This is a genomic window from Mycobacterium sp. 4D054, from assembly GCF_052245755.1.
Classification (GTDB): domain Bacteria; phylum Actinomycetota; class Actinomycetes; order Mycobacteriales; family Mycobacteriaceae; genus Mycobacterium.
Genome location: NZ_JBQQCF010000001.1, coordinates 277,367 through 289,720 on the forward strand (window position 1 = coordinate 277,367; position 12,354 = coordinate 289,720).

Consider the following 12,354-nt stretch of genomic DNA (forward strand, 5'->3'; position numbering starts at 1 on the left):
TATCAGGTTCTACCCTGGTGAAATGGCTTTTGCGACCGAACACCCAGTGCTTGCGCACTCGGAGTACCGCCCCGTGGACGAGATCGTCCGCACCGGCAGGCGCTTCGAGGTGGTCAGCGAATACGAGCCCGCCGGCGATCAGCCCGCCGCCATCGACGAGCTGGAACGCCGCATCCGGGCGGGGGAGAAGGACGTGGTGCTGCTGGGCGCCACCGGCACCGGTAAGTCGGCGACCACCGCCTGGCTCATCGAACGGCTTCAGCGTCCCACCCTGGTGATGGCGCCGAACAAGACGCTGGCCGCGCAGCTGGCCAACGAGTTGCGGGAGATGCTGCCCAACAACGCCGTCGAGTACTTCGTCTCCTACTACGACTACTACCAACCCGAGGCGTACATCGCGCAGACCGACACCTACATCGAGAAGGACAGCTCGATCAACGACGACGTGGAGCGCCTACGCCACTCGGCGACGTCGAACCTGCTGTCCCGCCGCGACGTGGTGGTGGTCGCGTCGGTCTCGTGCATCTACGGTCTGGGCACCCCGCAGTCCTATCTGGACCGCTCGGTCGAGCTCAAGGTCGGCGACGAGGTGCCGCGCGACGACCTGCTGCGGCTGCTGGTCGACGTGCAGTACACCCGCAACGACATGGCGTTCACCCGCGGTACCTTCCGGGTCCGGGGCGACACCGTCGAGATCATCCCGTCCTACGAAGAGCTCGCGGTGCGCATCGAGTTTTTCGGCGACGAGATCGAAGAGCTGTACTACCTGCACCCGCTCACCGGCGACATCATCCGCAAGGTCGACTCGCTGCGGATCTTCCCGGCCACCCACTACGTCGCCGGACCCGAGCGCATGGCCCAGGCCATCGCAAGCATCGAACAGGAACTCGAGGAGCGCCTGGCCGAGCTGGAGGGGCAGGGCAAGCTGCTGGAGGCCCAGCGGCTGCGGATGCGCACCAATTACGACGTCGAGATGATGCGCCAGGTCGGCTTTTGTTCGGGCATCGAGAACTACTCGCGGCACATTGACGGCCGCGGTCCGGGCACCGCGCCCGCCACGTTGATCGACTACTTCCCCGAGGACTTCCTCCTCGTCATCGACGAGTCCCATGTGACCGTGCCGCAGATCGGCGGCATGTACGAGGGCGACATGTCCCGCAAGCGCAACCTCGTGGACTTCGGATTCCGGCTGCCGTCGGCGGTGGACAACCGTCCGCTGACCTGGGAGGAGTTCGCCGACCGGATCGGTCAGACCGTGTACCTGTCGGCGACGCCCGGTTCCTACGAGCTCAGCCAGGCCGACGGTGAGTTCGTCGAGCAGGTCATCCGTCCGACCGGGTTGGTCGACCCCCAGGTCATCGTCAAGCCGACCAAGGGCCAGATCGACGACCTGATCGGTGAGATCCGCAAGCGGACCGAACGTGACGAGCGCGTGCTCGTGACGACACTGACCAAGAAGATGGCCGAGGACCTGACGGACTATCTGCTGGAGATGGGGATCCGCGTTCGCTACCTGCACTCGGAGGTCGACACCCTGCGTCGGGTGGAGCTGCTGCGTCAGCTGCGCCTCGGTGAGTACGACGTGCTGGTCGGCATCAACCTGTTGCGAGAGGGTCTCGACCTGCCGGAGGTGTCCCTGGTGGCGATCCTCGATGCCGACAAGGAGGGGTTCCTGCGGTCGCCGCGCAGCCTGATCCAGACCATCGGTCGTGCGGCGCGAAATGTCTCCGGCGAGGTGCACATGTACGCCGACAAGGTGACCGATTCGATGAAGCAGGCCATCGACGAGACCGAGCGCCGCCGCGCCAAGCAGATCGCCTACAACACCGAGCACGGCATCGATCCGAAGCCGTTGCGCAAGAAGATCGCCGACATCCTTGACCAGGTGTACCGGGAGGCCGACGATACCGAGGCGGTGGAGGTCGGTGGCTCCGGCCGCAACGCGTCACGGGGCCGGCGCGCGCCCGGTGAACCGGGCCGTGCGGTGAGCGCCGGGGTGATCGAGGGCCGCGACACCTCCAACATGCCGCGCGCCGAGCTCGCCGACCTGATCAAGGATCTGACCGCGCAGATGATGGCCGCGGCACGAGACCTGCAGTTCGAGTTGGCGGCCCGCATCCGTGACGAGATCGCCGACCTGAAGAAGGAACTCCGTGGCATGGACGCCGCGGGTCTCAAATGACTTGATCTCAACCGCTGTTGAGGTCCTACGGTCGAGACCGTGACCGAGACCGAAACCGTGGCCGCAAACAGCTGGCGTGAACTGCTCGGCCCCAAGAACCTCGGTGCCTCGACGGTGCTCGCCGGTGGTGTTGCGTTGTACGCCACCAATGAGTTCCTGACCATCAGCCTGATGCCCAGTGCGGTGGCCGACATCGGCGGTTACCGGTTCTACGCGTGGGTGACGACGGTGTACCTGGTCGGGTCGGTGATGGCGGCGGCCACCGTGCATCCGGTGCTGATGCGTGTGGGGCCGCGGTCGGCCTACCTGCTGGGCCTGACCGTGTTCGGGCTCGGCAGCCTCGGATGCGCTGCCGCGCCGGCCATGGAGTGGCTGCTCGTCGGACGCACCGTGCAGGGCGCCGCGGGCGGCCTGCTGGCCGGCCTCGGGTACGCGGTGATCAACACGGTGTTGCCGCGCGCGCTGTGGACCAAAGCGTCGGCACTCGTATCGGCGATGTGGGGGGTGGGCACGCTGGCCGGGCCGGCCGCCGGCGGCTTGTTCGCCCAATATGCTTCATGGCGTTGGGCTTTCGGTGTTCTGGTGGTGCTGACCACCGTGATGTCGGCGCTGGTGCCGCTGGCCCTGCCATCGCGTTCCGGCATCGCCGCGGCCGCTCGGCAGCCCTTCCGCGCGCCGCTGCAGTCGCTGATGCTGCTCGGTGCGGCCGCGCTGTCGGTCAGCGTTGCCGGGGTCGCGGACGATCCGCGGCTCACCGTGGCGTTGGTGGCCGTCGGTGTCGGCCTGGTGGTTGTGTTCGTCGTCATCGACAAGCGGGCCGGTGCTTCGGTGTTGCCGCCCAGTGCTTTCAAGCCGGGACCGCTGAAATGGATCTACCTGACGCTCGGCGCGCTGATGGCCGCGACGATGGTCGACATGTATGTGCCGCTGTTCGGTCAGCGGCTCGCGCATCTGACACCGGTGGCGGCCGGATTCCTGGGCGCCGGACTTGCGATCGGGTGGACGGCGAGCGAGATCGCCAGCGCTTCGCTGACGGGGCAGCGCACGATCCGGCGCACGGTCGCGGTCGCACCGCTGGTGATGGCCGCCGGACTGATGATCTGCGCGGTGATCCAACGCGGCGACACCGGGCCGGTGCTGGTCGCGATCTGGGCAGTGGGTCTGATGATCAGCGGGGCGGGGGTGGGTATGGCGTGGCCGCATCTGTCGGCGTGGGCGATGAGCAAGGTGGACGATCCGGCCGAGGGGCCCGCGGCCGCGGCGGCGATCAACACCGTGCAGGTGATCTCGGCGGCGTTCGGTGCGGCGCTGGCCGGAGTCATTGCCAATCTGGCGAGCGCGGGCGACGCTGCCGCGGCGCGGTGGTTGTTCGGCGTCTTCGCCATGCTCGCCGCCGGCGCGACGGTGGCTTCGACCTTCAGTAGTCGCTCACGATCACGCTGATCCGAACTGTTCCCGCACCGACAGCGCACTGCGACACTCGTATTCAGTGCGGGTGTGGCTGAGTGGCTAGGCACCGGCCTGCAAAGCCGTTTACACGGGTTCGAATCCCGTCACTCGCTCGCATGAAGTATCCGTGGTCCCCGCCGGTTTACTTTACCAACCGGACGGTAAAGTAAACCGGTGACTTCGACCCCTCCGGTCCGCGGGCGCCCATCGTCGCTGACGAGCATCCTCGACACCGCCCGCGACCTGCTCGACGCCGGCACCCCGGTTTCCTTCGACTCCGTGGCGCAGGCGTGCGGGCTGACCAAGCCGGGACTGCTGTACCACTTTCCGACGAAGTCCGCGCTGATGGAGGCGTTGGTCGACCACATCGTGGACTCCCAGGAGCGGCAATTGGCCCATTGCCTCGACGTTCCACTCGACGCGGCGTCGCCGCGGCAACGCCTGAGCGCCTACCTGCGGTGGGCGCTGCTGACCCGGCATCGGCGGTCGGACCTGGTGATGCTCAGCGACCCGAAGACGGCCGACCGCATGCTCGCCCGCTGGACCGAGCGTTTTCACCCTTGGGTGCACGTCCCGTCCGGTCTGCCGCCGCAGGAGCGCGCCCGCCTGCATGCGGCGAGGATGCTCGCCGACGGTGCGTGGCTGTCCGATTCGTCCGCCACCTTCCCGCTCGCTGAACACGAACGGCCGCAGGTGCTTTCGCTGGCGCTTGAGTTGCTGGGGGAGAAGGCCTGATGACATGGCTGTACCTGGGACTGGCCATCGGCAGTGAGGTCGCGGCGACGCTGTCGCTCAAAGGGTCGGCCACCGCACCGGCGCTCTACATCGTCGTTGCGCTCGGCTACCTCGCGTCCTTCGTCTTTCTGGCGATTGTCCTCAAACGGGGGATGGGACTCGGTGTGGCGTACGCGATCTGGGGCGCCGCAGGTGTGGCGTTGACCGCGGTGCTGTCCGCGGTGCTCTTCGGCGAGGCACTCACGGCGGTCATGGGTGTCGGCCTGCTGTGCATCATCGGCGGCGTGGTGCTGGTCGAGACCGGCTCCCGGCATGAGGCGCAATGATGCAGTACCTCTTCCTGATCGCAGCCATCGCCAGCGAGGTCACCGGGACGCTCGCGTTGCGGGTCGCCGCCAGAGGGCGGTCGTCGTTCTACGCGATCGTGGCCGTCGGGTATGTGCTGGCCTTCACGCTGCTGTGGTTCTCGCTGCGCCACGGGATGCCCCTCGGTGTCGCCTACGGCATCTGGGCAGCGGCCGGGGTGGCGTTGACGGCGCTGGCGTCGAGATTGCTGTTCGATGAGCCGCTGAACCGGCGGATGATGGGCGGGATCGTACTCATCGCTGTCGGGGTGCTGCTGGTCGAGCTCGGATCCAGCCACTGAGCTGGGTGGCGCGATTATCCGCATGCTGACGGCAATGCACATTTTGTTGCAGCACGGAACGGCATCTATTGGATCACCGTTGCGTTGCCGTGTAGTTCAACTTTGCTAGAAGTGTGTCAGCGTTGTCGCGTGCGCGCATGCCAGGTGGTCCGATCGCTGTGTGTTGCGGTGGTGACGGCCTCGGCGCTGTCGGTCTCCACCGCGGCTGCTCCTGTTGCTGGGGCTGTGTCATGCCCTGATGTCGAGATCGTTTTCGCCCGCGGCACGAGTGACAAGCAGGGTTTCGGCCCGGTCGGGAGGGCGTTCGTCGATGCCGTGAAGAAGAAGCTGCTCGGGAAGAAGGTCTCGGCCTACGCGGTCAATTATCCGGCGAGCTGGAACTTCTCGAAGTCGACATCGGCCGGCGCGGTGGATGCCAACAAGCACGTGCAGTACGTGGCCGGCATGTGTCCCCAGACCAAGATCGTCCTCGGGGGGATGTCGCAGGGTGCCGGGGTCATCGACCTGATCACCATCGGTAACCGCAAGATCTGGTTCTTCACCCCCGCACCACTTCCCGACGCGATGGTCAACCACGTGGTCGCGGTTGCGGTGTTCGCCAACCCGTCTCGGGACCAGGCCATGCTCGGGCCGCTGACCGAGATCAGCCCGCAGTACGCGCACATGACGATCGACCTGTGCGCCGACGGAGACCCGTACTGCTCTCGTGGTAACAACATGTTTGCCCACTGGTCGTATCCGTGGAACGGAATGGTGAACGAGGCGGCGACTTTCGTCACGAATCGGGTTCTCGGCCGGGATTCGTGAGCGAATTTGCCGGATTTGCAACGGTTCTGGTCTGCGTAGATCGTCGGGTCACCATGCGAGGTCTGAGCGGTATCGGTTCGGTAACCGATCCGTCAATTGATCGTGATTCCCGCTAGGTTTTCACTACGGGTGGGGGCACCGTTGGAAGCACGAGGAAAGACGATGTCACCCATGGTCGACCGCATCGGCGTCGCTGCGCTCGCACTCAGCGTCATATGGCCGGCCATCTACTGCGCACCCGCTGCCGCCGAACCCAGCCCCGGCGTCCCGTGCCTGGAGATGGTGCAGCAGTTGGCCGCCGAACCGCCCAGCGTTCCCGAGACCCTCGACACCGCCGCCAACGCGCTGGGCAATGTTGTCCCCGAGGAGCCGCCGGCGATGCCGGCCATTCCCGTCGCCGATGTCGTGCACGGTGTCGCAGCGCTCGCGGCACCGGGTCCGCTGCCACCTCCGGTGGAGGCCGCTGCCGTCATTCACGCCGCGGCGGTGCCTGCGCCCCCCGCGGCCGCGTCCGTCCCCGTCGTGCCCGCGGTTCCCGTTGCGGCACCGCCGATTCCGGTAGTCGTCCCGCCGGCGGGGCCGCCGGTGGTGACTGCCGGTGCCCCACCGGTACCGCTCGCGGCGCCGGTGGAGTTGGCCGCGGTGGCGCCCGCGCCTGAGCCGGCGGCAGCCCTGCCGGTGGCTTCGGCGCCGGCGGTCGTCGAACCTGTTGCTGCAGCGCCACTTCCGGCCGTAGAGGCACCCGCTCCGGTATCGGCATCCGCCGAACCAGCAGTGCCACCGGCAATACCCGCGCCGGTTGCGGCGGCGCCGGCCGCCGACGCTGTGGTGCCCGCCGAATCGGCGCCGGTGCTGCATGCGGCGTCGGTACCCCCGGCGGCGCCCGGTCCCGTCGTCCCGGTCGTCCCGGTGCCCGCGGCGGCACCGGTGCCGGCGGCGCCTCTGGGTCTGCCGCCCGTGCCGTTGGGCGACGCGGTTCCTGCGTTGCCGCTGTTGCCCGCCACCCTGCCGGTCCCGCGTGACCTGGTCTGCGAGGGCACCGCGTGGTCGGCCGGTGCGCCACCGGGCGGCGAACCCGCACTGCAGGAGGTCGGGCCGAAGCGGAACCGCGAGCAATGGTGAGGCACGGCAATTCTCGTGGTGGCGCACTGTGTGATTGCTCGTCGTGTACCGGGCGTCACGTCACGTGCGTCGAGTGACGTTGCCTGCATGTGATGGAATGAAAACCGGGCAACTGCCATCGTTGTGTGGTGATTCGCACCCAGGTTCGCCTGCCAGCAGGCTACTGTCTCGGGTGGCGTTGCAACTGACCCTGGGAGGATATGGATGAGCGCCTATCAAACGGTGGTGGTTGGTACGGACGGATCTGATTCGTCGCTGCGTGCCGTGGACCGCGCCGGTCAGATCGCTGCCGGGGCGAACGCGAAGCTCATTGTCGCGACCGCCTACTTCCCTCAGAACGAGGACGCGCGCGCCGCGGACGTGCTCAAGGACGAGGGCTACAAGATGTCCGGCAACGCTCCGATCTACGCGATCCTGCGGGAGGCCCGCGACCGGGCCAAGGCCGCCGGTGCGCAGGACATCGAAGAGAAGGCGATCGTGGGAGCGCCGGTGGACGCGCTCGTCGATCTCGCCGAGGAGGTCAAGGCCGACCTGCTGGTCGTCGGCAACGTGGGCCTGAGCACGATCGCGGGCCGACTGCTCGGATCCGTTCCGGCCAACGTGGCGCGACGATCCAAGAGCGACGTGCTGATCGTGCACACCTCCTGACCTGGAACGAACGACTGATCTGGAACTAACGAGAAAGAACCCTGGGCCGGCACCGCCGGCCCAGGGTTCTTTTCATGTCGCAGATCAGGTGTTCGACGCCTTGGCGATCGCGGTGATGGCGGCGTCCAGCGCGGCGTTGAACTCGTCGTCGCTCTGCTGGGCGGTCAGCCCCTCGGTCAGCGCACGGGAGAAGCTGGCGATGACGCCCTGGTTGGCTGCGAGCTTGTCGCAGGCCTGATCCCGGTTGTAGCCGCCCGACAGCGCGACGACGCGCAGCACCTTCGGGTGCTCGACGAGCTCGCGGTAGAGATTGTCGACGTCCGGCAACGTCAGCTTCAGCATGACGGCCTGATCATCGCCCAGGCCGTCGAGCTCCTTGAGGATCGCGGCCTTCAGCTGTTCCTCGGCCTTGCCCTTCTCGGGGCTGTGGATGTCCACCTCCGGCTCGATGATCGGCACCAGGCCGGCGGCCAGGATCTGCCGTCCGATCTCGAACTGCTGCTTGACGACCTCCTCCAGGCCTGCGCCCGGGAGCTTGATCACCGACCGCATCTTGGTGCCGAAAACACCCTTGTCGCGGGCTCGGGCGAGCAGATCGTCAAGGCCGGGGATCGGCTTCATCACCTGAGCGCCGTCCTTCTCCTCAGCCAGGCCCTTGTCGACCTTCAGGAACGGGACGATCTGCTTGACGTTCCACAGGTAGTCGGCGGTGTCGCGGCCTTCGATCTGCCGGTCCATGGTGTCCTCGAAAAGGATGGCCCCGAGGATCCGGTCACCGTCGAAGCTCGGGCTGGTGATGATGCGGGTCCGCATCTGGTGCACCAGATCGAACATCTCGGCGTCACCGGAGTATGCGTCCTCGGCGATGCCGTAGAGCTTGAGCGCCTTGGGCGTGCTGCCACCGCTCTGGTCGAGTGCGGCAATGAACCCGGCCCCCCGTTTGGCCTTGCTGAACTGATCGCTGCTCATGATCCCTTCCTGAACCTTCTTCTCGATACCGCGGTCACCAACCGCGCTCGCGCCATTCGCCCAGACGGGGGCGTTCGGTCCCGAGCGTCGTGTCGTCGCCGTGTCCTGGATACACCACGGTCTGATCACCGAAGACGTCGAACACGCGCTCGGTGACATCGCCGAGAAGCTGTTCGAAGTCGCCTTCCTTCCAGGTCTTGCCGACACCGCCGGGGAACAGGCAGTCACCGGTGAACAGGTGCACCCTGCCGTCGGTGGCCGGCCCGCTCAGCGCCAGAGCCACCGATCCGGGTGTGTGGCCGCGCAGATGGATGACGTCGAAGTTCAATTGCCCAACGCTGAGGGTGTCGCCGCCGGACAGCAGTCGGTCCGGCTTCACCGGAAGCGGACCGGCGTCCAGGCTGTGCGCCGCCGTCGGAGCGTCGGTGCTGTCCACAATGTCCTTCAACGCCAGCCAGTGGTCCTGGTGCTGATGGCTGGTGACGATCAGCGACAGCGTCGGGGCGTGCTTGTCGATGAGCTCGAGCAGGATGCCCGCGTCGTTGGCGGCATCGATGAGTAACGTCTCACCGGTCTGGGAACAGGTGATCAGGTAGGCGTTGTTGTCCATAGGGCCCACCGACACCTTGATGATCGACGCGCCCGGAAGTGTGCGTCGCGCCGCTCGCTGGGGCTCGACGTGGCCCGTGTAGTTGTCGTCGACGACTGTCATGGGCACTCACGTTACTTCGTGCTCTCCGGGCGGCGGCGGCACCGTCGCAGAATGCGGCGGCGGCACCGTCGCAGAAGGCTTGTCGGTGGTCAGACCTAGCATGGTTCTGTACTGCGCCCACGCACGAAACAGGGCCGAGAGACATTTGAGTATCAGAAGGGGCATCGGTGGCTGACCGCCTAGTTGTCAAGGGTGCCCGGGAGCACAATCTGCGCGGAGTCGACCTCGACCTGCCGCGCGACGCCATGATCGTGTTCACCGGGCTGTCGGGGTCGGGCAAGTCGTCGCTGGCCTTCGACACGATCTTCGCCGAGGGCCAGCGGCGCTACGTCGAATCGCTGTCGGCGTACGCCCGCCAGTTCCTCGGGCAGATGGACAAACCCGATGTCGACTTCATCGAGGGTCTCTCCCCGGCGGTGTCGATCGACCAGAAGTCCACCAACCGCAACCCGCGTTCGACGGTCGGCACCATCACCGAGGTGTACGACTACCTGCGCCTGCTGTATGCCCGCGCGGGCACCCCGCACTGCCCGGTGTGTGGCGAGCGGATCGCCAAGCAGACCCCGCAGCAGATCGTCGACCAGGTCCTCGCGATGGACGAGGGACTCCGGTTCCAGGTGCTCGCGCCGGTGGTGCGCACCCGCAAGGGCGAGTTCGTGGACCTGTTCGACAAGCTCAACACGCAGGGCTACAGCAGGGTGCGGGTCGACGGGGTGGTCTATCCGCTGAGCGAGCCACCGAAGCTGAAGAAGCAGGAAAAACACGACATCGAAGTGGTGGTGGACCGACTGACGGTCAAGGCGAGCGCCAAGCAGCGCCTGACCGACTCGGTGGAGACCGCGCTGAACCTCGCAGACGGCATCGTCGTGCTGGAGTTCGTCGACCGCGACGACGATCACCCGCACCGCGAGCAGCGCTTCTCGGAGAAGCTGGCCTGCCCGAACGGACACCCGCTGGCCGTCGACGATCTCGAGCCCCGGTCGTTCTCGTTCAACTCGCCCTACGGCGCATGCCCAGAATGCCTGGGCCTCGGCATCCGCAAGGAGGTCGACCCTGACCTCGTGGTGCCCGATCCCGACCTGACCCTGGCCGAGGGGGCGATCGCGCCTTGGTCGATGGGCAACACCGCCGAGTACTTCACCCGGATGCTGTCCGGTTTGGGCGACCAACTTGGGTTCGACGTCAACACCCCCTGGAAGAAGCTGCCGGCCAAGGCGCGCCGGGCAATCCTGGAGGGCTGCGACGAACAGGTGCACGTCCGGTACAAGAACCGCTACGGACGCACCCGGTCGTACTACGCCGACTTCGAAGGCGTGATGGCGTTCCTGCACCGCCGCATGGAGCAGACCGACTCCGAGCAAACCAAGGAACGGCTCGAGGGTTTCATGCGTGACGTGCCGTGCCCGGAGTGCAACGGCACCCGCCTCAAACCGGAGATCCTCGCGGTGACGATGACCGCCGGGAAGTTCGGCCCGAAGTCCATCGCCGAGGTCGCCGAGCTGTCGATCGCCGAGTGCGCGGAGTTCCTCAACGCGCTGACCCTGGGGCGCCGAGAAGCCGCGATCGCCGGTCAGGTGCTCAAGGAGATCCAGTCCCGGCTCGGGTTCCTGCTCGACGTCGGGCTGGACTATCTGTCGCTGTCGCGCGCGGCGGGCACGCTTTCGGGCGGGGAGGCACAGCGCATCCGGCTGGCCACCCAGATCGGGTCAGGCCTGGTCGGCGTGCTCTACGTGCTCGACGAGCCTTCGATCGGTCTGCATCAGCGCGACAACCGCAGGCTGATCGACACCCTGGTCCGGCTGCGCGACCTGGGCAACACCCTGATCGTGGTGGAGCATGACCTCGACACCATCGCCCACGCCGACTGGGTGGTCGACATCGGGCCCGCGGCCGGCGAGCACGGCGGTCAGATCGTGCACAGCGGGCCCTACGAGGACCTACTGAAGAATCCGGATTCGATCACCGGTGCCTACCTGTCGGGCAAGGAACAGATCGAGGTGCCGGAGCTGCGCCGGGTGGTCGACAAGAAGCGCCAGCTCACCGTCGTCGGGGCGCGCGAACACAATCTGCGCGACATCGACGTGGCCTTCCCACTCGGAGTGCTCACCTCGGTGACGGGGGTGTCCGGATCGGGCAAGTCCACGCTGGTCAACGACATCCTGGCCTCGGTACTGGCCAACAAGCTCAACGGCGCCCGGCTGGTGCCGGGCCGGCACACCCGTATCAACGGACTCGACCACCTCGACAAGCTCGTCCGCGTCGACCAGTCTCCGATCGGGCGGACCCCGCGCTCCAACCCGGCGACCTACACCGGGGTGTTCGACAAGATCCGCACCCTGTTCGCCGCGACCACCGAAGCCAAGGTCCGCGGGTACCAGCCGGGCCGGTTCTCGTTCAACGTCAAGGGTGGCCGCTGTGAGGCATGCTCGGGCGACGGCACCATCAAGATCGAGATGAACTTCCTGCCCGACGTGTACGTCCCCTGCGAGGTGTGCCAGGGCGCTCGCTATAACCGCGAGACCCTGGAGGTGCACTACAAGGGCAAGACCATCGCCGAGGTGCTGGACATGTCGATCGAGGAGGCGGCCGAGTTCTTCGCGCCGATCAGTTCGATTCACAGGTACCTCAACACGCTGGTCGACGTCGGGCTGGGGTATGTCCGGCTGGGCCAACCCGCGCCCACGCTGTCTGGTGGCGAAGCCCAGCGCGTGAAGCTCGCCTCCGAACTGCAGAAACGTTCCACCGGCCGGACTATCTACATCCTCGACGAGCCGACCACGGGGCTGCACTTCGAGGACATCCGCAAGCTCTTGAAGGTGATCAACGGCCTGGTGGACAAGGGCAACACAGTGATCGTCATCGAGCACAATCTCGACGTGATCAAGACCTCCGACTGGGTCGTCGACATGGGGCCCGAAGGTGGTTCGGGTGGCGGCACCGTGGTCGCCACCGGCACGCCCGAGGATGTGGCCGCCAATCCGGACAGTTATACGGGGCATTTCCTGGCCGAGACGCTCGGGGTGGCTCGTCCCACGCTGAAGCCGAAGCCGAAGTCGCGCAACCGGAGCAAGGTCAGCGCCTGAC

General features: G+C 66.7%; 11 protein-coding genes and 1 tRNA gene. 10 read left to right on the plus strand and 2 right to left on the minus strand.

Translation table 11 applies throughout. The features are described 5' to 3' along the window. Nucleotides 1-22: 22 nt before the first annotated feature. The 9 genes from uvrB to ACTWP6_RS01310 all read left to right on the plus strand — a co-directional run bounded on the left by uvrB (nucleotide 23) and on the right by ACTWP6_RS01310 (nucleotide 7,589). Entirely contained in the window at nucleotides 23-2,182 is a 2,160-nt protein-coding gene (gene uvrB / locus ACTWP6_RS01270) for an excinuclease ABC subunit UvrB (RefSeq protein WP_260752348.1), read from the plus strand. Nucleotides 2,183-2,221: 39 nt separating this feature from the next. After that, nucleotides 2,222-3,625: an MFS transporter gene (locus ACTWP6_RS01275; RefSeq protein WP_443186626.1), complete on the plus strand. Its 1,404-nt coding sequence runs from the start codon at nucleotides 2,222-2,224 to the stop codon at nucleotides 3,623-3,625. Nucleotides 3,626-3,673: 48 nt separating this feature from the next. Continuing rightward, nucleotides 3,674-3,744: transfer RNA gene (locus tag ACTWP6_RS01280), tRNA-Cys, on the plus strand. A gap of 61 nt (nucleotides 3,745-3,805) precedes the next feature. Further along, nucleotides 3,806-4,366 carry a TetR/AcrR family transcriptional regulator gene (locus ACTWP6_RS01285; protein WP_260752351.1) on the plus strand — a complete coding sequence of 187 codons (561 nt, stop codon included), beginning with the start codon at nucleotides 3,806-3,808 and terminating at the stop codon, nucleotides 4,364-4,366. Then, nucleotides 4,366-4,692, plus strand: a complete 327-nt coding sequence (locus ACTWP6_RS01290) for a DMT family transporter (protein WP_260752360.1) — start codon at nucleotides 4,366-4,368, stop codon at nucleotides 4,690-4,692. The genes ACTWP6_RS01285 and ACTWP6_RS01290 overlap by 1 nt, the downstream gene beginning before the upstream one ends. Further along, nucleotides 4,692-5,012, plus strand: coding sequence for a DMT family transporter (locus tag ACTWP6_RS01295; RefSeq protein ID WP_260752361.1), 321 nt, complete (start codon nucleotides 4,692-4,694; stop codon nucleotides 5,010-5,012). Before ACTWP6_RS01290 ends, ACTWP6_RS01295 begins: the two co-directional genes overlap by 1 nt. A gap of 129 nt (nucleotides 5,013-5,141) precedes the next feature. Beyond that, entirely contained in the window at nucleotides 5,142-5,819 is a 678-nt protein-coding gene (locus ACTWP6_RS01300) for a cutinase family protein (protein WP_260752362.1), read from the plus strand. 162 nt (nucleotides 5,820-5,981) lie between these two features. Then, nucleotides 5,982-6,941, plus strand: a complete 960-nt coding sequence (locus ACTWP6_RS01305) for a hypothetical protein (RefSeq protein WP_313901320.1) — start codon at nucleotides 5,982-5,984, stop codon at nucleotides 6,939-6,941. 204 nt (nucleotides 6,942-7,145) lie between these two features. Then, nucleotides 7,146-7,589, plus strand: a complete 444-nt coding sequence (locus ACTWP6_RS01310; RefSeq protein WP_260752366.1) for a universal stress protein — start codon at nucleotides 7,146-7,148, stop codon at nucleotides 7,587-7,589. Nucleotides 7,590-7,673: 84 nt separating this feature from the next. On the opposite strand, the gene ACTWP6_RS01315 is transcribed toward ACTWP6_RS01310, so the two are convergent. Next, nucleotides 7,674-8,558, minus strand: coding sequence for a fructose bisphosphate aldolase (locus ACTWP6_RS01315; protein ID WP_443186627.1), 885 nt, complete (start codon nucleotides 8,556-8,558; stop codon nucleotides 7,674-7,676). Between the two features lie 34 nt (nucleotides 8,559-8,592). Next, entirely contained in the window at nucleotides 8,593-9,270 is a 678-nt protein-coding gene (locus tag ACTWP6_RS01320; RefSeq protein ID WP_260752368.1) for an MBL fold metallo-hydrolase, read from the minus strand. Between the two features lie 167 nt (nucleotides 9,271-9,437). Here ACTWP6_RS01320 and uvrA point away from each other — a divergent pair, with 167 nt between their 5' ends. After that, entirely contained in the window at nucleotides 9,438-12,353 is a 2,916-nt protein-coding gene (gene uvrA, locus ACTWP6_RS01325) for an excinuclease ABC subunit UvrA (RefSeq protein ID WP_260752370.1), read from the plus strand. Nucleotide 12,354 lies beyond the last annotated feature (1 nt).